The organism is Georgenia sp. SYP-B2076, assembly GCF_003991205.1.
Lineage (GTDB): Bacteria > Actinomycetota > Actinomycetes > Actinomycetales > Actinomycetaceae > Georgenia.
In genome coordinates, this window is the sequence record NZ_RXOZ01000011.1 from 367,507 (window position 1) to 388,981 (window position 21,475).

A 21,475-nucleotide genomic window follows, 5' to 3' on the forward strand; every position below is an offset into this window, starting at 1 on the left:
GCTGAACCCGAGCACCGACCAGGAGAACCTGTGCACCGTCGTCCCACCGTCCTGACCTCCCTCGCCGTCGCCGCGGCGCTCACCCTCGCCGGCTGCTCCGGCGACGGCGAGCCCGACGCCAGCGCCTCCACAGACGCCAGCCCCTCGGCCGAGGCCACCCCGGCCGGCACGGAGATGCCGACGGTCGCGGGCGCCTTCGGTGAGGCACCGGCCCTGACCTTCCCGGGGACGGGAGCGCCCGCCGAGCTGAAGACCGAGGTCCTCCAGGCCGGCGACGGGCCCGAGGTCGGGGCCGACGACTTCGTAGTCGCCAACTACCTGGGCCAGGTCTGGGACGGGGAGAAGTTCGACAGCTCCTTCGACCGCGGTGCGCCCTCCGGGTTCAGCCTCAACGGCGTCATCAAGGGCTGGAAGCAGGGGCTGACCGGCACGCACGTGGGCGACCGCGTGCTGCTGTCCATCCCCCCGGAGCTCGGGTACGGCGACAACCCGCAGGGCGGCGTCATCAAGCCGGGCGACCACCTCGTCTTCGTCGTCGACGTGGTCGGCACCTACGCCCCGGGCGTCACCGGCCAGGCCGACGCGGCGCCCGTCGAGCCGGCGCCCGAGCTCCCGGTGACGATCACCGGCGACCTCGGCGCGCCGGCCAAGATCGCCGTGAAGGACGGGGCGCCGGAGCCCACGGAACCGACCGCCACGGTGGTCGCCACGGGCACCGGCGAGGCCGTCCCCGGCAGCGCCGGGTCCACCGTCATCCTCCAGGTCGCCCAGACCCTCTGGGACAACAGCCAGTCCGTGTCCAGCTGGGAGACGTCCGGCGTCCAGGGCGTGTCGCTCGGCCAGGGCGGCGTCCTGGACAAGCTTGCCGGCACACCGGTGGGCTCCCGCGTCGTGCTCCAGATCCCGGCCGTGGAGTCGGCGAGCCCCTCGCCGGCCCAGGCGTGGGTCATCGACATCATCGACGTGGTCAGCGGCGGCTGAACGAGTGGCCCGGCCCGCCGGCCGGCCACTCACGACCGCGGCCCGGTCGGGCACCCCCGCACCGGGAGCCCGGCCGGGCCGCGGCGTTCGCGCCGTCCCCGGGCCGCGGGGGTGCCGTCCGTGCCGGCGCGCCCCAGCCGTACGTTCCTCGCGTCGGCCCCCTCGGGACAATTCGGACGAGTTTCCCCCATGGGATCTGACACGGCGTCAAGAAACGCCGGCCACGCCCGCCGTGGCGGGCGCGATCCCGCGCCGATCACCGGTAAGGTGACGGAGAAGGACGTTCGTCCTGGTCTCCGTGCGCCCGCGCGCCATAGGCGCGGGCCGGGCGGGAATGATCTGTCCTTCGAGGTCAACCCCAGCTCAGCACCGCGTCGGAAGGTCAGATCCCGTGCGATCACCGTCAAAGCACCAGGGCAGGCGCCCTGTCGTGCGCAGCCTCGCCCTAGCCGCCGGCGTGGCGCTCGCCCTTGCGGCGTGCGCCCCGGCGGACCAGTTCCCCAGCGAGCCGGGCAAGGGCATCGATGTCGGGTTCCTTCCCAGCGATCGGAGCCTGACCGACCACACCGGCGGGATCATCGACCTGTGGAACGGTTCCTGGATCGCCGCCCTCGCCGTCGGCGTCGTGGTCTGGGGCCTGACGATCTGGTGCATCGTCGCGTACCGCAAGCGCAAGAACGACGACCGCCTGCCGGTCCAGCTGCGCTACCACGTGCCGCTGGAGCTCATGTACACCGTCATCCCGATCCTCATGGTCGGCGTGCTGTTCTTCTTCTCCAGCCGCGTCCAGGGCGAGATCCAGGACACCAGCGCCAAGCCCGACCTCCAGGTCGAGGTCTACGGCAAGCAGTGGAGCTGGGACTTCAACTACCTCACCGAGGACGTGTACTACTCGGGTGACCGCGTGGCGCTGACGGGGGAGCCCGGTGTCGAGGAGACGCTCCCGACCCTGTACCTCCCGGTCAACGAGACGGTGGAGTTCACGCTGAAGTCGCGCGACGTCGCGCACGCCTTCTGGATCCCCGCGTTCCTGTACAAGATCGACCTCCTCCCCGGCCGGGTGAACCACTACCAGGTCACCCCCCAGAGGGAGGGCACCTTCTCGGGCAAGTGCGCCGAGCTCTGCGGGGAGTTCCACTCCGAGATGCTCTTCAACGTCAAGGTCGTCGACCGCGCGACCTTCGACGCCGAGATGACCACCCTGCGCGACGCCGGCCAGACCGGCCGCCTGGGTGACGAGCTCAACCGCCAGTACAACGTCGCTGGCGGGAACAACGGCGAAGGGAGCCAGAACTGATGGCTACCACCATCGAAACGCTCCCCGAGGTCGTGCCGGGGCTGCGGCCCCAGCGCCAGAGCCTGGGCAAGACGGTCGTCTCGTGGATCACGTCCACCGACCACAAGACCATCGGGTACATGTATCTGATCGTCGCGTTCATCTTCTTCTGCATCGGTGGCGTCCTCGCCCTGCTGATGCGGGCCGAGCTGTGGGAGCCCGGCATGCTCCTGCAGTCCAAGGAGCAGTACAACCAGCTGTTCACGATGCACGGCACGATCATGATGTTCCTGTTCGCGACGCCGCTGTTCACGGCGTTCGGCAACATCCTGGTGCCGCTGCAGATCGGCGCGCCGGACGTGGCGTTCCCGCGGCTGAACATGTTCGCCTTCTGGCTCTTCCTGTTCGGCGGCCTGATCACCGTGGCGGGGTTCCTCACGCCGAAGGGTGCGGCGAGCTTCGGCTGGACGGCGTACACGCCGCTGTCCAACGCCACGTTCTCCCCGGGGCTGGGCGGTGACCTGTGGGTCCTCGGCCTGGCGATGACCGGCTTCGGCACGATCTTCGGGTCGGTGAACTTCATCGCGTCGATCCTGACCATGCGCGCCCCCGGCATGACGATGTTCCGGATGCCGATCTTCACCTGGAACATCCTGATCACGTCCATCCTGGCGCTCATGGCGTTCCCGGTGCTGGCCGCCGCCCTGTTCGGGCTGGCCTTCGACCGGCTGTTCGGCGGGCAGATCTTCAACCCGGACGCCGGCGGCGCGATGCTGTGGCAGCACCTGTTCTGGTTCTTCGGGCACCCCGAGGTCTACATCATCGCGCTGCCCTTCTTCGGCATCATCTCCGAGATCCTGCCGGTCTTCTCCCGCAAGCCGATCTTCGGCTACAAGGGCCTCGTCCTGGCGACCGTCGCGATCGCCGCGCTGTCCGTGACCGTGTGGGCGCACCACATGTTCACGACCGGCGGCGTCATGCTGAACTTCTTCTCGCTGATGACCATGCTCATCGCGGTGCCCACCGGCGTGAAGTTCTTCAACTGGGTCGGCACGCTCTGGCGGGGCAAGCTCACCTTCGAGACCCCGATGCTCTACTCCCTGGGCTTCCTCGTCACATTCCTCTTCGGCGGCCTGACGGGCGTGATCCTGTCCAGCCCCGCGATGGACTTCCAGGTCCACGACAGCTACTTCGTCGTCGCGCACTTCCACTACGTCGTCTTCGGCACCGTCGTCTTCGCGATGTACGCGGGCTTCTTCTTCTGGTGGCCCAAGTGGACCGGGCGGATGCTCGACGAGAAGCTCGGGAAGGTCCAGTTCTGGCTGCTGTTCATCGGCTTCCACGCCACGTTCCTCGTGCAGCACTGGCTCGGTGTCCAGGGGGCTCCCCGCCGGTACCCCGACTACCTGCCCGAGGACGGCTTCCAGCTCTACCACCAGTTCTCGACGGTGGGCTCGATCGTCCTGGCGGTCTCCACGCTGCCGTTCATCTACAACGTCTACAAGACCCAGCGCGGCCCGCGGACGGTGTTCGTGGACGACCCGTGGGGCTTCGGCAACTCCCTCGAGTGGGCCACCGCCTCGCCCGTCCCGCGCCACAACTTCACCTCGCTGCCCCGGATCCGCTCGGAGCGTCCCGCGTTCGACCTGCACCACCCCGAGGTGGCGGCCATGGACCACGCCGAGCCCAACCGCGACGTGCTCGACTCGATCTACGCCAGCCCCGAGACGACGGGCCGGACCCAGGTGATCGAGCAGCGCGTGGCACGGGCGCAGCGCACCGACGACGAAGGGACGCGGCGATGAGCCACGACAACGAGCCGATGCGGGAGAAGAAGCCGCTGCACGTCGAGACCATCCTCTTCGGCGCCTCGGTCATCTTCTTCCTGCCCGTCGGCCTCATCTACGGCTATGTCGCCGACTGGGAGCCCGTCGGCACGGTCAGCCTGCTCCTCCTGTGCGGCATGTTCGGCCTCTCCGGGGGATACCTGTGGCTCCTGGGTCGGCGCGTGGACCCGCGCCCGGAGGACAACCCCACGGCAAACATCGAGGACCGGGCCGGCGAGGTCGGCGTGTTCTCCCCGCACAGCTGGTGGCCGCTCGTCCTCGGGCTCGGCGCGGCGCTGGCGTTCGCCGGTCTTGCGCTCGGCTACTGGGTCACCGGCCTCGGCGTCCTCGTCGCGGTGATCGGGCTCGTCGGGCAGCTCTTCGAGTTCTCCCGCGGGCAGCACGCGCACTGAGCTAGCGCACCTGACCGCGACGGCCCCGGGCACGCACGTGCCCGGGGCCTTCCCGTACCCGCGGGCGGGTGCCCGGCGGGCGCCCTCGCCGCCCCAGGGTGTGCGCGCGGCCGCCCCTCCGGGCGCCACGGCACGAGAAAGGCCCCCAGGAACGCTCCTGGGGGCCTTTGCGGCGCCGCCGCGCCGGTCGTTGGTCGTCAGGCCGGGACGATGAGGCCGGAGGCCTGGGTCGTCGCCTTCGCGAGCCGGGCGGCCACGTCCTGCCAGTTGACGATGTTCCAGAACGCCTTGACGTAGTCGGCCTTGACGTTGAGGTAGTCGAGGTAGAAGGCGTGCTCCCACATGTCGAGCTGGAGCAGGGGGAGGGTGCCGACGGGCACGTTGTTCTGCTGGTCGAACATCTGGAAGATCACGAGCTTGCGGGAGAGCGAGTCGTAGGCGAGCACGGACCAGCCCGAGCCCTGGATCGACGTGGCGTTCGCGGTGAAGTGGTTCTTGAAGCCCTCGAACGACCCGAAGGAGTCCTTGATGGCCTCGGAGACCTCGCCCTCCGGCTCGCCGCCGCCCTCGGGGGAGAGGTTGTTCCAGAAGATCGTGTGGTTGATGTGGCCACCGAGGTTGAACGAGAGGTTCTTCTCGTACAGGTTCACGGCCGCCAGGTCGCCGCTCTCGCGCGCGGCCGCCAGCTTCTCGAGCGCGGTGTTGGCGCCGTCGACGTAGGTGGCGTGGTGCTTGTCGTGGTGCAGCTCCATGATCTTGCCGCTGATGTGCGGCTCGAGGGCGCTGTAGTCGTACGGGAGTTCGGGGAGCGTGTACACGGCCATGAATGTCCTCCTGGCTTGTCAGGCGGCGCCGAGGCGCCACGTAGTGCGTTCGTCCCGGGAGACGACCCGGTCACAAGGGACAACCTATTGCGTGCGGAAGTGTTCCCGCTCGTCCACGTCCTGAGACGACGGCGGCTGGCGCGGCAAGGCTCTCACCTGCGAAAACGGCGGCGGCCGGCTCCCCGAAGGGAACCGGCCGCCGCCGGGGGGAGCGTGGCCCGGGGGCTACTCCTTGCGCGCGAGCGTCGCCACGGACCTGCTGGCCAGGCCGTCGCCGTCCTCGTGCTGGTGCTCGTGGGGTGCCTCGAGCTCGACGCCGATCCCGCCGCCGCGGACGGGCTTGACCGGTCCGTCGTCGCCCTCGACTTCGCCGTGGGTGTGCGCGTGCGCGGCCACGAGCTCCGCCGGCGTGACGGGCTCGACCCGGTCCTCGTAGAAGAAGCGGGAGAGCTTCTGCCGGACGGCGTCCTTGCGGTAGCCGGGGCGGTCGACGCCGTTCCCGTCGGTCGCGCCCTCGATCTCGAGCACACGGTTCGGCTCGTGCGCCACGAGCAGCCACCGCTCGTGGTCCGAGAGGGGCTTGTGGACCTCCATGAAGGCGCCGTTGTCGAGCTGGACCACGCGGCCGGTCTCGTGGCCGTGCAGGGCGAGCTCCCGGTCGCGGCGCTGCAGGCCCAGGCAGATGCGCTTGGTGACCATGAAGAGCACGACGGGCAGGACGAAGAAGCCGATGCGCAGCGTCCAGGTGATGTCGTTGATGGAGAGGTGGAAGTGGGTGGCCAGGAGGTCGTTGGACCCGGCCGCCACCAGCAGCAGGAACTCACCCAGGATCGCGACGCCGATGGCGGTGCGGGTCGGGACGTTGCGCGGACGGTCGAGCACGTGGTGCTCGCGGGTGTCCTTGGTGGCTGCGGCCTCGATGAACGGGTACACCGCCAGCAGGCCGAACAGGATGCCCGGGATGACGAGCGCGGGGATGAGGACGTTCAGCGACAGGGTGTACCCGCCGATGACGACCTCCCAGCCGGGCATGAGGCGCAGCGCGCCCTCCATGAACAGCATGTACCAGTCGGGCTGGGCGCCGGCCGAGACGGGGGAGGGGTCGTACGGGCCGTAGTTCCACACCGCGTTGATGGACATCGTGGCGCCCATGAGGGCCAGGACGCCGAACGTCATGGCGAAGTAGCCGCCCATCTTCGCGGCGTAGACCGGGAATGCAGGGTAGCCGACGACGTTCTTGTCCGTGCGCCCGACGCCCGGGTACTGCGTGTGCTTGTGCACGACCATGAGCATGAGGTGCACGGTCACGAGCCCGATGATCAGGGCGGGGATCAGCAGGATGTGCACGGTGAACAGGCGCGGGATGATCTGCGTGCCGGGGAACTCGCCGCCGAAGAGCCCGAAGCTGGCGTAGGAGCCGATGATCGGGATGGACCGGGCGACACCGTCGGCGATGCGCAGGCCGTTGCCCGAGAGGACGTCGTCGGGGAGGGAGTACCCGGAGAACCCGGCGAGCAGGGCGAGCACCAGCAGCGAGAAGCCCACGAGCCAGTTGAGCTCACGGGGCTTGCGGAAGGCACCGGTGAAGAAGACGCGGAACATGTGCACCACGGCTGCGCCGATGAAGATCAGTGCGCCCCAGTGGTGGATCTGCCGCATCAGCAGGCCGCCCTTGACCTCGAACGACATGTGCAGCGTCGAGGCGAAGGCGTGGGACATGGGCACGCCCTGCATCGAGACCGGCAGCGCGTCCTCGGGGTAGGTCGTGTGCCCCATGGAGGGGTCGAAGAACATCGTCATGAAGACGCCGCTGATGAGGATGACGACGAAGCTCCACAGCGCGATCTCACCGAGCATGAAGGACCAGTGGTCCGGGAAGATCTTGCGCGAGATGAACTTGACGGCCTTGGCGACGCCGACCCGGTTGTCGAGGTAGTCGGCGGTGGTCGCCATGGTCGAGGACGGCGTGTACCCGCCGCCGGACTTCGTGGTTGAGGTACTCACTTCAGACGCTCCCAGAAGCTCGGGCCGACCGGCTCGGTGAAGTCACTGCGTGCCACGAGATAGCCCTCGTCGTCGACGGTGATGGGTAGCTGCGGCAGCGGACGCTTGGCCGGGCCAAAGACGACCTTGGCCTGGTCACTGATGTCGAACGTGGACTGGTGGCACGGGCACAGCAGGTGGTGGGTCTGCTGCTCGTACAGCGCCACGGGGCACCCGACGTGGGTGCAGATCTTGGAGTAGGCGACGATGCCGTCGTAGGACCAGTCCGCCTTCTCCGCCGGCTCCTTCAGCTCGCGGGGGTCGAGGCGCACCAGCAGGACGATGGCCTTGGCCTTCTCCTCGTAGAACTCCTCCTCGTCCTTGAGGGGCTCCGGGATCACGTGGAACACGGAGCCGATCGTGACGTCGGAGGCCTTGATGGGCTCGCCGGAGGGGTCCCGGGCGAGGCGCATGCCCGGCGCCCACATGGTGTGCTTGAACTTCGAGACATCCCAGTCGCCGCCGAGGTTGCCCACGAGCGGCACGAGGATGGGCAGCGGCGCGAGGGCCACGGCGCCCGCGAGGGCGCCCTTGAGCAGGGGCCGGCGGGCGATGCCGGAGTCGTTGACGCCGTCGACCATCATCTGGGCCGCGACCTCGCGGGTCTCCTGGGGGGAGCGCTGGGGGTGGCGTTCCTCGACGCGCTCGATGTTGTTCATCAGCGTCTTGGTCCAGTAGATCGCGGCGATGCCGATGCCCAGCATGCCGATGCCGATGCCGAGACCAAGGAGCAGGGTGGACATGCGGACGCTGCTCGGCGAGCCGTCGAGCGGGATCGCGAAGTACGCCACGATGGCGACAAGCGAGGCCAGGATCGAGAAGGTGAAGATCAGGACGATCTGGCGCTCGGCACGCTTGGCGGCCCGGGGATCGCGGTCGGCGAGCCGCGGGCGGTGCTCCTCCAGGCCGGGGTTCTCGAACCGCTCCGGAACCTCCGTCGTGCTGGTGGTGTTGTACTGGTTGACGCTCACGACGACTTTGCTCCGATCCACACGGCCGCGCCGATGAGCGCGCCGATACCGATGACGAACGCCCATACGAACTCGGCGACGGGCCCGAGGGCCCCGAGCTTGGCGCCGCCCACGGAGGTACCGCGCTGCTCCTCGAGGAACGCGATGATGTCCTGCTTGCCCTCGGGGGAGATGTTCGCCTCGTTGAAGACGGGCATCGACTGCGGGCCGGTGAGCATGGCCTCGTAAATCTCGGTCGGCGTGGACTCGTTCAGCGAGGGCGCGTACTTGCCCTCGCTCAGCGCGCCACCGGCGCCGACGGCGTTGTGGCACATCGCGCAGTTGGTGCGGAACAGGGCCATGCCGTTGGCCGCGTTGCCGCCGGCCGGGTCGACCTGCTCCGCCGTCGGGACGGCGGGCCCGGGGGCGAGGGAGGCCACGTACGCGGCGAGCTGGCTGGTCTGCTCGGCGGTGAACTGGGCGGGCTTCTTCTCGGCCTGCGGCGAGTTGTTGGCCATCGGCATGCGGCCGGTGGAGACCTGGAAGTCGACGGACGCGGCCCCGACGCCGACGAGCGACGGCCCCAGGTCGGTGCCCTCGGCGTCGAGCCCGTGGCAGGTGGAGCAGTTGGCCTGGAAGAGGGCTTGCCCCTGCTGGATGTCCTGCGCGGTGCCGGTCGCGGCGGCCTCGGCGGGCTTGGGTGCGAGCACGGCGTAGAGCGCGCCGGTCAGGATCAGGGCGAGCAGGAGAAGGATGACCGGCGCATTCCGGTGCCTTCTGCTGGCGGCGAGTGCCTTCACGTTCAGTGGTCCTCGTTCGGGTCGGGGTTCGGGCGGGGGCGGGGCGTAAGGACCCCTGCTACCGCAGGATGTAGATGATGAAGAAGAGGGCGATCCAGACCACGTCGACGAAGTGCCAGTAGTACGAGGTGACGACGGCGCTGCCGGCCTCGAGGTGCCCGAACCGCTTGGCGGTGAAGGAGCGTCCGAGGACGAACAGGAAGGCGATGAGCCCACCGATGACGTGAAGGGCGTGGAACCCGGTGGTGATGTAGAAGACCGAGCCGTAGGAGCCCGAGGAGATCGTCATGCCGTGCTCGACGAGCTCGGCGTACTCCGTGACCTGCCCGGACACGAAGACGGCGCCCATGAGGAAGGTCAGGGTGTACCACTCCTGCATGCCCCAGCGCGCGACGTTGAACAGGGATCCGGTGCGCGACGGCTGGAACCGCTCGGCCGCGAAGACGCCCATCTGGCAGGCGACGGAGCTCAGCACGAGGACCGTGGTGTTGGCGGCGGAGAACGGCAGGTTGAGGACGCTGGCCGAGTCTGCCCACGCCTCCGGCCCGGCGACGGCTCGGTGGGTGAAGTACATGGCGAAGAGCCCGGCGAAGAACATCAGCTCGCTGGAGAGCCAGACGATGACGCCGATCGACAGCGTGTTCGGCCTGGTCACCTGCACGAAGGTGGTGCTCGGGGCAGCAGTGGTTGACGACACGCTGTCATTATGGCGCAGGTCTGCCGCTGCTTCGCCAGTTAGGGTCCCCCGCGAGTCGCGCGGCGCGTCGTTCCAGCGTAGTTGCGGGGCTCACGGGCGCTTCCGTGACGTTCGTCCCGGGCCGCCCACCTGCGCCGATGTCCCCGTGTGGGCGAGATGTCCGGCATCGTCCGGCCGTGCGCGGGCACCGAAACGGAGAGTGACGGTGAGCACTACGATGGCGCAAGGGTGGCGACGCACGGAGCGCCGCCCGCGGATCACAGCGCCGGCCCGCCCGGCCCCGCCCATGCGCGCAGCCAGGAGGACCACCATGACCAGCACCGAGATCGCAGCTCCCACCGCGGCGGGCGGCACGGACACGGTCGACCTGCTGATCTACAGCGACGACGTCGACACCCGCAGGTCCGTCATGGAGGCGGTCGGCAGGCGCGCGGCCAAGGGGCTTCCCCTCATCCGCTGGACCGAGGCGGCGACGCACGCCGGAGTGGTCCAGAAGGTCGAGGCCGGGAACTTCGCCGTCCTCGTGCTCGACGGCGAGGCCGCCAAGGTCGGCGGCATGGCCGTGAGCAAGCAGCTGAAGAACGAGATCTTCAACTGCCCGCCGGTCCTGATCCTCACCGCGCGCCCGCAGGACCGATGGCTGGCCGCCTGGGCGGACGCGGACGCCGTCGTCGCCGCGCCGCTCGACCCCGTGGAGCTGCAGGAGGCCGTGGCCACGCTCTTGCGCGGGCAGGGCGCCGCATGACCGAGGCACCCAGCACCCAGCGGACCACCGAGAAGCCCACCTGGCCGGGCCTGATCGCCCGGGTCGTCGCCCGGAACGATCTCACCGCCGCGGAGACCGCGTGGGCGATGGACCAGGTGATGCAGGGCCTGACCTCCCCGACGGTCCTCGCCGGGTTCCTCACGGCCCTGGCCACGAAGGGCGAGACGGTCGAGGAGCTGCGCGGGCTGGCGGACGCGATGCTCGACCACGCCGTCGCCATCGACGTCCCCTCGGACGTCGTCGACATCGTCGGCACCGGGGGCGACCGCCTGCACACGGTCAACATCTCCACCATGGCCTCGCTCGTCATCGCCGCGACCGGCGTCGGGGTGGTCAAGCACGGCAACCGCGCCTCGAGCTCGTCCTCGGGCTCGGCCGACGTGCTCGAGGCCCTCGGCGTGGACCTCAACCTGGAGGTCCCCCGCGTCGAGCAGGTCTTCGCCGAGCTGGGCATCACGTTCTGCTTCGCGAACCTCTTCCACCCGTCCATGCGTCACGCCGCGGTGACCCGCAAGGAGCTGGCGATCGGGACGGCCTTCAACGTGCTCGGCCCGCTGACCAACCCGGCGCGGCCGCGGGCCGGGGCGATTGGGGTGTCCGACGCGCGGACCGCCCCGCTGGTCGCGGGCGTCCTCGCGGGCCGGGGCACCCGGGCCTTGGTGTTCCGGGGGCAGAACGGGCTCGACGAGCTGAGCACCACGGCCCTGAACGAGATCTGGGAGGTCCGGGACGGATCGGTGACCGCGTCCACGCTCGACGCCGTCGCCGAGCTCGGCCTGGCGCCGGCGACCGTGGCGGACCTGCGCGGGCGGGACGCGACCTACAACGCCGGCGTCGCCCGCGCGGTGCTCGCCGGCGAGCCCGGCCCCGTGCGGGAGGCGGTGCTCCTCAACGCCGCCGCCGCCCTCGTGGCGGAGGGCTCCCTCCCGGGCACGTCCGGGACCGGCACGCTCGTCGAGCGTCTGCGGGCGGGCCTCGAGCACGCGGCACGGTCGGTGGACTCCGGGGCCGCGGCCGGCCTCCTCGACCGCTGGGTGGCCCTCACCCGCTGAGCCGCCCCCTTCATGCGCTCCCTCATGCGCGAGCGGTCAAGTACTGACAGTGACGAGTCAAGTACTGACAGTGACGATGTGTGTGGTGGTTCGCCGGCCCCGCGGCCTGCTGCGCGGACAGACTGCGCCCCGTCACCCGGTTCGCCGGGCGGCGGGGCGCCGTCGTCGGTGCCGGCCGGCGGCGCACCGAAGGGCTGGTGCTTCAGTCGAGCCCGATGTGGAACGCCTGCTCGAGATCGTGCTGGGAGTAGGCCTGGAACGCGATGTACGTCTTCATGCCGTGCACGCCCTGGACCTTGCCGACCTGGTCCGCGACGACCTTGGCGAGATCCTCGTGCTCACGCACCCGGGCGATGGCGATCAGGTCGACGTCGCCGGTGACCGAGTAGACCTCGCTGATGCCCTCGAGATCGGCCACCTCCTGGGCGACCTCGGGGATCCGCGCGACGTCGGCGTCGATGAGCACGATGGCAGTGAGCATGTTCGTTCCTCCTGGTAGCGGACCCGGGCGGCCGCGCCGCGCGGGCGAGGCCGTCACGCGGACGGGGACCGTCCCATCATCCTCTGCCCGGAACGGCGTGTCGCCCCGCCCCGCGCACCGGGCAGGCCAGGGGCACGTCCCCGTCCTGCACGCTGACCAGGCGCACACCGGGCTGCTCCAGCCAGGTCGCGACGAGCTCGCTCTCCTCCACCGGGGCGGCGCCGCACGCGTCCACCGGGGCCGGAACGGCCTCCGCGAAGGCGTGCAGCGAGTCGATCACCGGCATCGGGTCCTCGCCCGGCGCGCTCACCGCGGTGCCCGCCAGGCGGCCGTGGCGCACGAGCACGACCTCCCAGCCCCCGGCCTCACGGCGGCGCGCGGCGACGATCTCGGGCGTGCTCACGAGCGGGAGCAGCCGCTCCGTGCGGCGCGCGCCGCCGAGGAGCGCCCGCAGCCGGTCCCGGTACGTCGCCGCCTCCTCGTACCGCAGCTGGTCCGAGAGGGTGCGGATCCTCGCGCGCATCACCTCGACGACGCGGTCGACGTCCGTGCTCAGCGCCGCCTGGGCCTCGGCCACGACGACGCCGTAGGCGTGCGCGTCCTGCCCGCCCACGCACGGCGCGCCGCACCGCCCGATCTCCGCCAGCACGCAGGCGCTCGCCCCGGGGCGCGGCACGAGCGGGAGCCTCGGCGTGCACCGGCGCACGGCGATGGCCTCCTGAAGGGCTTCCATGGCCAGGGCCGCGGTGACGCGGGAGGTGAACGGCCCGAGGGCGCTGCCCATGAGCCCGGCGGGCAGGTGCCGCACGACGCTGAGCCGGGGGAAGGGCTCGTCCGTCAGGCGCAGCCACGGGCGCTTCTCCGGCCGCCGTGATCGCCGGTTGTACGGCGGGTCGAGCTCGGCGATCATCCGCAGCTCGCGCACCTGCGCCTCGAGCGCGGTGGCGCACGCGACGGTGCGCACGCCCGTGGCGAGGTCGAGCATCTCGCCGATCCGCGCCCGCTTCTCCGCGGCGGTGAAGTACTGACGCACCCGCCGGCGCAGGTTCACCGCGGTGCCGACGTAGAGGACCTCCTGCGCCGGCCCCAGGAACTGGTAGACGCCCGGCGCGTCGGGCAGCCCGTCCGCCATGGTGGCCTTGCGCCGGCGCTTGTGAGGCACCGGGTCGGTGGCGGTGCGCAGATCCTCCAGGTGGGTCACGCCCAGGGGCGCGAGCCGGCCGAGCAGCGCGTGCAGGACGTCGACGGTGGCGCGCGCGTCGTGCAGCGCGCGGTGGTCGGGGGTGACGGCGGTGGAGAACAGCGCCGCGAGCGTGCCGAGCTTGTGGTTCGGGGCCTCGTCCTTCGTGATGACGCGGCGGGCCAGGGCGACCGTGTCCACGATCGGCGGCCGGGGCCAGGACAAGTCCATCCGCTCGGTGGCGTGGCGCAGGAAGCCGACGTCGAAGCGGGCGTTGTGGGCGACGAGGACGCTGCCGCGACCCAGGCCGGCGAACTCGAGGAAGGCGGGCAGGACCTCCGAGATGGGCGGGGCCTCGATGACCATCGCGTTGGTGATCCCGGTCAGGACCGTGATCATCGGTGGGATCGGCAGGCCCGGGTTGACAAGGGTCTGGAACTCGCCCAGCACCTCACCGCCGCGGACCTTCACGGCACCGATCTCGGTGATCTCCGAGCCTGCCGGGGACCCGCCCGTGGTCTCGAGGTCCACGACGACGAACGTCACCTCGTGCAGCGCCGTGCTGAGCTCGTCGAGGCCCAGCTGCACCGGCGTCCCGGTGCCGCTGGCCGCCCGCGTGGCGTCATCGAGGGCGAGGCGGCCGCCGGGGGCGGTGTCGAGGAGCGATCGGGCCATGTGCGCCACGGTATGTCCGGCCACCGACATCGCCGTCCACCGACGTCCCCGGGCGAGGTGCCGGGGAGGAGGTCGCCGTGCCGGGCCACGGGGCCCGGCACGGCGCGCATCAGCTCGTCGGTGCCGCGGAGCGCCGGGCGGCGGCGCCCTCGTAGAACTCCTCGATGGTGTCGGCGAAGTCCGCGAGCACGAGGTTGCGCTTGACCTTGAGCGACGGGGTCAGATAACCGTTCTCCACGGTGAAGTCGTCACTGAGCACGTGGAACGCGCGGATCGACTCGGCCTGGGAGACCCGCGCGTTGGCCCGGTCCACCGCCATCTGCAGGTGCTCGCGCACGAGAGGGTCGCGCGCCGCCTCCTCCAGCGGCATGGCGGCCTTGCCGTGGTTCGCCAGCCACGCGGGCAGCATCTCGGCGTCCAGGGTGATCAGCGCGCCGATGAAGGGCCGCTGGTCGCCGACGACGACGCACTGGGAGACCAGCGGGTGGGCGCGCACCGGGTCCTCGAGGGCCGCGGGCGCGACGTTCTTTCCACCGGCTGTGACGATGATCTCCTTCTTGCGCCCGGTGATCCGCAGGTAGCCCTCGTCGTCCATCGAGCCGAGGTCCCCGGTGTGGAACCACCCGTCGGTGAACGCGGCTGCGGTGGCCTCGGCGTCGTTGTGGTACCCCCGGAACACCGGGATGCCGGTGACGAGGATCTCGCCGTCGGCCGCGACCCGCACCCCGGTGCCCGGCAGCGGCGGCCCGACGGTGCCGATCTTGACGTGCCCCGGCCGGCCGACGTTCGTCGGGGCGGTGGTCTCGGTGAGGCCGTAGCCCTCGAGGACCGTCAGGCCGACACCGCGGTAGAAGTGGCCCAGGCGCTCGCCCAGCGGCGCGCCGCCGGAGACGGCGTACTGCGCCTGCCCGCCGAGGGCGGCACGCAGCTTCGAGAGCACGAGCTTGTCGGCCACGCGGTGCTGGACCCGCAGGGCCGGCGACGGCCCGCCGGCGTCGAGCGAGCGGGAGTAGACGATGGCCACCTTCGCGGCCCAGCGGAAGATCTTCGTCTTGAGACCGCCGCCGGTGCGCTGCTCTGCGCCGTTGTAGACCTTCTCCCACACCCGCGGCACGGAGAGGATGAAGGTCGGCCGGAACGTGGCGAAGTCGGCGACGGCCTGCTTGGTGTCGGGGGTGTGGCCCAGCGGCCGGCCGGACAGGAGGAGCAGGACCTCGACGAACCGTGCGAAGACGTGCGCGAGCGGCAGGAACAGGAGCGACCGGGCGCCCGGCGGGTCGAACACGATGTTCAGCTCCGAGATGGCCTCGAGGGACAGCTCGACGAAGTTGCCGTGGGTGAGCTCGACCCCCTTGGGACGGCCGGTCGTGCCCGAGGTGTAGATGATGGTGGCGAGGTCCCTGAGCCCGACGGCGGCCCGCCGCGCCTCGAGGTCGGCGTCGGGTACGTCCTTGCCCAGCTCCGTGAGGGTGGCCAGCGCGCCGTCGTCGATCTGCCACACGTGGCGCAGCGCCGGCAGCCCGCCGTCCTCGCCGCGGGCGAGGGCGACCGTCGCGGCGTTGTCTGCGTTCTCCACGATCACCGCGACCGCGGCGGAGTCCGCGAGGATCCACTGTGCCTGGTCCGGTGAGCTCGACTCGTAGATCGGGACGGGGACGGCGCCCGCGTGCCACGCCGCGAGGTCGACGAGCGTCCACTCCAGCCGGGTGCGCGACATGATGGCGACGCTCTCGCCCGGACCGACGCCGGCGGCGATGAGCCCCTTGGCGATCTCCTCGACCCGTGCCAGTGACCACGTGGCGTCGCGGCCGACCCATGCGCCGTCGACCTTCTCCTCGAAGAGCACCTGGGTGGGGCGCAGGCGGGCGTGGTCGACGAGGTAGTCGGTGATGCTTCGTGCGGGGTCGACCTCGACCCGGCGCGGGACGTGGAACTCGTCCATGCTGTCTCCATCGGCAGTAGGGGTCCCCGTGCGGGTCCGTTGCCCCACACTATCGGGGCCTTCCTCCTGCAGTGCGCCTTCCGTCGCGGCGCGCGCGCCGCCGCGAGCGGCGCGGATGGACGCGGAGGTGCCAAGGTAAGGCGTATGAACACCATCGGCGTGGACATCGGCGGGACGAAGATCGGCGCGGGCGTCGTGGACGAGGCCGGCCACGTTCTTGCCCAGACCCGGTACGACACCGACCCGACGGACCCCGGCGCCATCGAGCGCGCGGTCATCTCCGCGGTCGCGGAGCTGCGGAAGGCGCACGAGGTCAGCGCGGTCGGTGTGGCGGCGGCGGGCTTCGTCAGCCCGCGCCGCGACGGCGTGCTCTTCGCACCCAACATCGCCTGGCGTGACTACCCGCTGCGCGACCGGCTCTCGCGCGGCATCTCGCTGCCGATTGTCGTCGAGAACGACGCGAACGCCGCCGGTTGGGCGGAGTTCCGGTTCGGCCGCGGCCGCGACGTCGAGCACATGATCATGGCGACGGTCGGCACCGGCCTGGGCGGGGCGATCATCGTGGACGGGCGCCTCCTGCGCGGGGCCTTCGGCGCGGCCGGGGAGATCGGGCACATGCAGATGGTCCCGAACGGGCACTACTGCGGGTGCGGGCACGAGGGGTGCTGGGAGATGTACGGGTCCGGGCGGGCGCTGACGCGGGCCGCCCGGGCGGCGGCGGTCGCGTACCCCGAACGGGCGGCGGCGCTCATCGAGCTGGCCGGGGGATCGGGGGAGAAGATCAAGGGCCCGCAGGTGACCCAGGCGGCGCAGGCGGGCGACCCGCTCGCGATCGAGCTGTTCGCGGATCTGGGGTACTGGCTGGGGGCGGGCATCTCGGACCTGGCGGCGATCGTCGACCCGGAGATCGCGGTGATCGGCGGCGGCGTCGCCCAGGCCGGCGACCTGCTCCTCGAGCCGGCGCGGGAGTCCTTCCGCGAGCACCTGTCGGCGCGCGGCTACCGCGGCGAGCTGACCATCGAGCTGGCGGAGTTCGGCAACGAGGCCGGGATCGTCGGCGCCGCGGACCTCGCCCGCCACTGACCGGAGGCCCTGAGCCCTGTGGAGACGGCTCCGCCGGACGACGGCGTCGGCCGGCTGCGACGTCAGACGACGGCGCCGTCGGAGTGGTCGTCACGGTGGTCGGGCATGCGCCAGAGCAGCAGCGCCACGCCGGCGAGCAGGATGAGCCCCAGCCCGCCGAGCACCCCGGACGGCAGCGGGTGCCACACCACGGCCAGCACGATGCCCACGAGCACGGAGCCCACCGTCGCCACCCAGCCGAGCGTCAGCGCCGGGTCGGCGTGCGTGAGCGGCTCGGGCTCCGGCGGGACGAACCCGTCGATCCCCGCGCCGGGATCGTCGTCGTCCTCGTCGAGGGGCTCGGAGGAGTAGTCCCGCGGACCGGGCGGCGGCGTGGGAGCCGCCGCGGCCTGCGGCACGCCCGCCGCGTCGTCGCTGGCGGGCATGCGCAGCTCACCGAGCGAGGAGGTCAGCTCGGCCCAGCGGGCGGCGACGGCGTCGTCGTCCAGCGACTCGCCCGGGTTGTGCTCGCCGTCTCCGGTAGGTCCAGCCATGCCATGCACTCTAGAGTGATCCGAACGCCGCAGTGCTCGCGGGAGCGGCGGCTCGCGGCGACGGCGGAGGATGACAGCGTGTTCTACAGGTTGATGAAGGCGACGCTCGGCACGCTCATGCGCGTCTTCTACCAACCGTGGATCCGCGGCGCCGAGCACATCCCCTCCTCCGGCGCGGCGATCCTGGCCTCCAACCACCTCGCGGTCATCGACTCGTTCTTCCTCCCGCTGATGATCAGCCGCGAGGTCGTGTTCCTCGGCAAGCAGGACTACTTCACAGGCACCGGCCTCAAGGGCCGGTTCGTGGCGGCCTTCATGCGGGGCGTCGGCACGATCCCCGTGGACCGCACCGGTGGCAAGGCCTCCGAGGCCGCCCTGCAGACCGGGCTGCGGCGCCTGCGCGAGGGCGGGCTCTTCGGGATCTACCCCGAGGGCACCCGGAGCCCCGACGGGCGGCTCTACCGCGGGAAGACGGGCGTGGCGCGGCTCGCCCTGGAGTCCGGGGCGCCCGTGATCCCCGTGGCCATGATCGGGACGAACATCGCCCAGCCCATCGGCAAGCGCATCCCCAAGCTGCGCCGCATCGGCGTCGTCGTGGGGGAGCCGCTCGACTTCAGCCGCTACCGCGGGCTGGAGAACGACCGGTTCGTGCTGCGTTCCATCACCGACGAGATCATGTACGAGCTCATGCGACTGTCGGGGCAGGAGTACGTGGACATGTACGCCGCCACGATGAAGACCCGCCTCGCCGCCGCCAAGAAGGAGGCCGGGAAGAAGGACGCCGACGCCGTTGCCGCGCAGGCTCCCGTCGGTGCCCCGGGCGGGCGCCCGGTCCCCGCCGTGGCGGTGCCCGCGCCCGAGGACGCCGACACCACCAGTGCCGCCGGCACCACCGGCGTCCCGCCGGAGGGCACCCGTGACGGCGGCGCCGGCCTCCCGCCCGAGGGCGCCGCGGCCGGTGACGGCGCGACGAGCGCCGCCCCGCGCTAGGACCCCCACCCCCGCCGGCGGGCGGGAGACGCGCCCCGCGAGACGGGCACGCACCAGAAGGACGGGCCGCGCGCCCGCGAGGGACGGGACACCCGCCCGCCGAGGCCGGGCCGCGCCGGCGGCCCCCGCCCGTAGGATGGGGACGGGCCGGCCTCCTGGGACATGGGCTGACCGGCCCGGTCCGGCGGCGCGCGCCGCCGGCCCGCCCGAGTGGAACAACGGAAGGTTCTTGATGTCGGTCCGCCGTGTCGCCCTGCTCACCGCCGGTGGCTTCGCCCCGTGCCTGTCCTCCGCCGTCGGCGGCCTGATCGAGCGCTACACCGAGATCTCGCCGGAGGTGGAGATCGTCGCCTACCAGCACGGCTACCACGGCCTGCTCACGGGCACCAAGGTCGTCGTCGACGATGAGGCCCGGCGCCGCGCCGGGATCCTGCACCGCTTCGGCGGCAGCCCGATCGGCAACTCCCGCGTCAAGCTCACCAACGCCAAGGACCTCGTCGCCCGCGGCCTGGTCAAGGAGGGGGAGAACCCCCTTCAGGTGGCGGCCGAGCAGCTGCGCGCCGACGGCGTCGACGTGCTGCACACCATCGGCGGCGACGACACGAACACGACGGCCGCCGACCTCGCGGCCTACCTCGAGGAGAACGGCTACCACCTGACGGTGGTCGGCCTGCCCAAGACGATCGACAACGACATCGTGCCGATCCGCCAGTCCCTGGGTGCCTGGACCGCGGCGGAGGAGGCCAGCGAGTTCGCCCAGAACATCATCGGCGAGCACGGCGTCAGCCCGCGGATGCTCATCGTCCACGAGGTCATGGGCCGGCACTGCGGCTGGCTCACGGCGGCCGCCGCGAAGTCCTACCGGTCCTGGCTCGACACGCAGGAGTGGGTCCCCAGCATCGGGCTGAGCCGCGAACGCTGGGACATCCACGCCGTGTTCCTGCCCGAGATGCAGATCGACATCGCCGGCGAGGCCGAGCGCCTGCGCGGCGTCATGGACTCCGTGGGCAACGTCAACATCTTCCTGTCCGAGGGCGCGGGCGTCCCGGAGATCGTCGCCGAGCTCGAGGCCGGCGGCGAGGAGGTTCAGCGCGACCCGTTCGGGCACGTCCGGCTCGACACCATCAACCCCGGCGCCTGGTTCGCCAAGCAGTTCGCCGAGCGCATCGGCGCCGAGAAGGTCATGGTGCAGAAGAGCGGGTACTTCTCGCGGTCGTCGCGCGCGAACGCCGAGGACCTGCGCCTGATCCAGTCCATGACGGACCTCGCCGTCGAGAGTGCCCTCCGTGGCGAGTCCGGCGTCATCGGGCACGACGAGGAGGACGGCGACCGGCTCAAGGCGATCGCCTTCCCGCGCATCGCGGGCGGCAAGGCCTTCGACATCGGCCAGGACTGGTTCGGCGAGCTCATGGCGGGCATCGGTCAGCCGGTGCGCGCCGCGCAGGCCGCCGCGCACTGACCGCGCAGGCGCCGCCGGGCGGCGGGGGGCGCCACGCCCCTGCCGCCCGGGGCGTCCGCGGACCGCCCGCGCCATCCGTGAGATGGACGGTGTCCGTCCCGGTCGGCGGCGGCACCTATTCTTGCGGCGTGAGCATCAAGGCATCTGAAGAGGTCCTGGCGGGTCTGGACAACTGGCGCGGGCTGCCGGCCAAGCACCAGCCGGAGTGGCCGGACGGCGACGCCGTCGACGCGGTCACCGCGGAGCTGCGGGAGTGGCCGCCCCTGGTCTTCGCCGGCGAGGCGGACAGCCTCAAGGAGAAGCTCGCCGCCGCCGGGCGCGGGGAGGCGTTCCTGCTGCAGGGCGGCGACTGCGCCGAGACGTTCGCCGAGTCCACGGCCGACCACATCCGGAACAAGATCCGCACCATCCTCCAGATGGCCGCCGTCCTGACCTACGGCGCGAGCGTGCCCATCGTCAAGATGGGCCGGATGGCCGGGCAGTACGCCAAGCCGCGCAGCAGCACCGTCGAGACCCGTGACGGCGTCACGCTCCCCGCCTACCTGGGCGACGCCGTGAACGGCCACGCGTTCACCGAGGCGGCACGCCGGCCCGACCCGCGGCGCCTCCTGACGGCCTACCACCACTCGGCGACCACCATCAACCTCATCCGGGCCTTCACCCAGGGCGGGTACGCGGACCTGCGGCTGGTCCACGACTGGAACCGCGGGTTCATGTCCAACCCCGCGTACGCCCGTTACGAGGTCCTCGCGGGTGAGATCGACCGCGCGATGCGGTTCATGGACGCCGCTGGTGTGGACTTCGACGCGCTGAAGACCGTCGACTTCTACTCCTCCCACGAGGCCCTGCTGCTGGAGTACGAGTCCGCGATGACCCGCATCGACTCGCGCACCGGGAACCCGTACAACACCTCCGCGCACTTCCTGTGGATCGGTGAGCGCACCCGCCAGGTCGACGGGGCGCACGTGGAGATGCTCGCGCGCGTGCGCAACCCGATCGGCGTCAAGCTCGGCCCGACCTCGACCGGCGCCGACGCGATCGCGCTCATGGACAAGCTCAACCCGGACGGCGAGCCCGGCCGGCTCACCTTCGTCACGCGCATGGGTGCGGGCAGGATCCGCGACAATCTGCCGTCCCTCGTCGAGCAGGTCACCGCGGACGGGCGACCGGTCACGTGGGTGTGCGACCCGATGCACGGCAACACGATCACGTCCGCGTCCGGGTACAAGACGCGCGAGCTCGCCACCATCCTCGACGAGGTGCACGGCTTCTTCGAGGTGCACAAGGCGCTCGGCACCGTCCCCGGCGGCCTGCACGTCGAGCTGACCGGCGACGACGTCACCGAGGTGCTCGGCGGCAGCGAGGAGGTCGACGACGCGGCGCTCGCGCAGCGGTATGAGACCCTGGTCGACCCGCGGCTGAACCACCAGCAGTCCCTGGAGATGGCCTTCGACGTCGCCGAGATGCTGCGGGGGCACTAGGCGCCGCCGGGGCCGGGGGGAGC

At 71.3% G+C, this 21,475-nt stretch carries 19 protein-coding genes; 10 read left to right on the plus strand and 9 right to left on the minus strand.

Annotated features, from left to right (window positions below; translation table 11 throughout):
* Window positions 1-30 precede the first annotated feature (30 nt).
* From EJK16_RS20575 to EJK16_RS06530, 4 genes are all read left to right on the plus strand, one after another.
* On the plus strand, window positions 31-981 hold the full coding sequence (locus EJK16_RS20575) for an FKBP-type peptidyl-prolyl cis-trans isomerase (RefSeq protein ID WP_127127502.1): 951 nt from the start codon (window positions 31-33) through the stop codon (window positions 979-981).
* A 430-nt stretch (window positions 982-1,411) separates the two neighbouring features.
* Window positions 1,412-2,278 carry a cytochrome c oxidase subunit II gene (gene coxB / locus EJK16_RS06520; RefSeq protein ID WP_240645813.1) on the plus strand — a complete coding sequence of 289 codons (867 nt, stop codon included), beginning with the start codon at window positions 1,412-1,414 and terminating at the stop codon, window positions 2,276-2,278.
* The gene (gene ctaD / locus EJK16_RS06525; protein WP_127127506.1) at window positions 2,278-4,062 is read left to right on the plus strand and encodes a cytochrome c oxidase subunit I; all 1,785 of its coding nucleotides are present in this window, start codon (window positions 2,278-2,280) and stop codon (window positions 4,060-4,062) included. Before coxB ends, ctaD begins: the two co-directional genes overlap by 1 nt.
* 35 nt (window positions 4,063-4,097) lie before the next feature.
* Window positions 4,098-4,496 carry a cytochrome c oxidase subunit 4 gene (locus EJK16_RS06530; protein ID WP_127128003.1) on the plus strand — a complete coding sequence of 133 codons (399 nt, stop codon included), beginning with the start codon at window positions 4,098-4,100 and terminating at the stop codon, window positions 4,494-4,496.
* Between the two features lie 197 nt (window positions 4,497-4,693).
* Here the strand turns inward: EJK16_RS06530 and EJK16_RS06535 are convergent, their stop codons facing one another.
* From EJK16_RS06535 to EJK16_RS06555, 5 genes are all read right to left on the minus strand, one after another.
* On the minus strand, window positions 4,694-5,320 hold the full coding sequence (locus EJK16_RS06535) for a superoxide dismutase (protein WP_127127508.1): 627 nt from the start codon (window positions 5,318-5,320) through the stop codon (window positions 4,694-4,696).
* Window positions 5,321-5,545: 225 nt separating this feature from the next.
* On the minus strand, window positions 5,546-7,273 hold the full coding sequence (locus EJK16_RS06540; RefSeq protein ID WP_127128005.1) for a ubiquinol-cytochrome c reductase cytochrome b subunit: 1,728 nt from the start codon (window positions 7,271-7,273) through the stop codon (window positions 5,546-5,548).
* A gap of 47 nt (window positions 7,274-7,320) precedes the next feature.
* Window positions 7,321-8,334, minus strand: coding sequence for a ubiquinol-cytochrome c reductase iron-sulfur subunit (locus EJK16_RS06545; RefSeq protein ID WP_240645814.1), 1,014 nt, complete (start codon window positions 8,332-8,334; stop codon window positions 7,321-7,323).
* Window positions 8,331-9,113 carry a c-type cytochrome gene (locus EJK16_RS06550; RefSeq protein ID WP_127127512.1) on the minus strand — a complete coding sequence of 261 codons (783 nt, stop codon included), beginning with the start codon at window positions 9,111-9,113 and terminating at the stop codon, window positions 8,331-8,333. The genes EJK16_RS06545 and EJK16_RS06550 overlap by 4 nt, the downstream gene beginning before the upstream one ends.
* A 58-nt stretch (window positions 9,114-9,171) precedes the next feature.
* The gene (locus EJK16_RS06555) at window positions 9,172-9,810 is read right to left on the minus strand and encodes a heme-copper oxidase subunit III (protein WP_240645815.1); all 639 of its coding nucleotides are present in this window, start codon (window positions 9,808-9,810) and stop codon (window positions 9,172-9,174) included.
* A 310-nt stretch (window positions 9,811-10,120) separates the two neighbouring features.
* On the opposite strand from EJK16_RS06555, the gene EJK16_RS06560 reads away from it, so the two are divergent.
* Window positions 10,121-10,555: a response regulator gene (locus EJK16_RS06560; protein WP_127127514.1), complete on the plus strand. Its 435-nt coding sequence runs from the start codon at window positions 10,121-10,123 to the stop codon at window positions 10,553-10,555.
* Window positions 10,552-11,628 carry an anthranilate phosphoribosyltransferase gene (gene trpD, locus EJK16_RS06565; protein ID WP_127127517.1) on the plus strand — a complete coding sequence of 359 codons (1,077 nt, stop codon included), beginning with the start codon at window positions 10,552-10,554 and terminating at the stop codon, window positions 11,626-11,628. Before EJK16_RS06560 ends, trpD begins: the two co-directional genes overlap by 4 nt.
* A 202-nt stretch (window positions 11,629-11,830) precedes the next feature.
* Here trpD and EJK16_RS06570 read toward each other — a convergent pair whose 3' ends face one another.
* The 3 genes from EJK16_RS06570 to EJK16_RS06580 form a co-directional block, all read right to left on the minus strand.
* A complete protein-coding gene (locus EJK16_RS06570) occupies window positions 11,831-12,109 on the minus strand; it encodes an Lrp/AsnC family transcriptional regulator (RefSeq protein WP_127127519.1) in 279 nt (92 codons plus the stop codon).
* Between the two features lie 76 nt (window positions 12,110-12,185).
* Window positions 12,186-13,964, minus strand: coding sequence for a DEDD exonuclease domain-containing protein (locus tag EJK16_RS06575; RefSeq protein WP_240645816.1), 1,779 nt, complete (start codon window positions 13,962-13,964; stop codon window positions 12,186-12,188).
* Between the two features lie 109 nt (window positions 13,965-14,073).
* Window positions 14,074-15,906 carry a long-chain fatty acid--CoA ligase gene (locus EJK16_RS06580; protein ID WP_127127522.1) on the minus strand — a complete coding sequence of 611 codons (1,833 nt, stop codon included), beginning with the start codon at window positions 15,904-15,906 and terminating at the stop codon, window positions 14,074-14,076.
* A 144-nt stretch (window positions 15,907-16,050) separates the two neighbouring features.
* Here EJK16_RS06580 and EJK16_RS06585 point away from each other — a divergent pair, with 144 nt between their 5' ends.
* Window positions 16,051-16,989, plus strand: a complete 939-nt coding sequence (locus EJK16_RS06585; protein WP_127127524.1) for an ROK family glucokinase — start codon at window positions 16,051-16,053, stop codon at window positions 16,987-16,989.
* Window positions 16,990-17,051: 62 nt separating this feature from the next.
* Here EJK16_RS06585 and EJK16_RS06590 read toward each other — a convergent pair whose 3' ends face one another.
* On the minus strand, window positions 17,052-17,522 hold the full coding sequence (locus EJK16_RS06590) for a hypothetical protein (protein ID WP_127127526.1): 471 nt from the start codon (window positions 17,520-17,522) through the stop codon (window positions 17,052-17,054).
* A gap of 78 nt (window positions 17,523-17,600) precedes the next feature.
* On the opposite strand from EJK16_RS06590, the gene EJK16_RS06595 reads away from it, so the two are divergent.
* From EJK16_RS06595 to EJK16_RS06605, 3 genes are all read left to right on the plus strand, one after another.
* Complete coding sequence (locus tag EJK16_RS06595; protein WP_127127528.1) at window positions 17,601-18,512, plus strand: 1-acyl-sn-glycerol-3-phosphate acyltransferase; 912 nt, start codon at window positions 17,601-17,603, stop codon at window positions 18,510-18,512.
* A gap of 232 nt (window positions 18,513-18,744) precedes the next feature.
* On the plus strand, window positions 18,745-19,971 hold the full coding sequence (locus tag EJK16_RS06600) for a pyrophosphate--fructose-6-phosphate 1-phosphotransferase (protein ID WP_127127530.1): 1,227 nt from the start codon (window positions 18,745-18,747) through the stop codon (window positions 19,969-19,971).
* 128 nt (window positions 19,972-20,099) lie between these two features.
* Window positions 20,100-21,452 carry a class II 3-deoxy-7-phosphoheptulonate synthase gene (locus EJK16_RS06605; protein WP_127127531.1) on the plus strand — a complete coding sequence of 451 codons (1,353 nt, stop codon included), beginning with the start codon at window positions 20,100-20,102 and terminating at the stop codon, window positions 21,450-21,452.
* The last annotated feature ends 23 nt before the right edge of the window (window positions 21,453-21,475 follow it).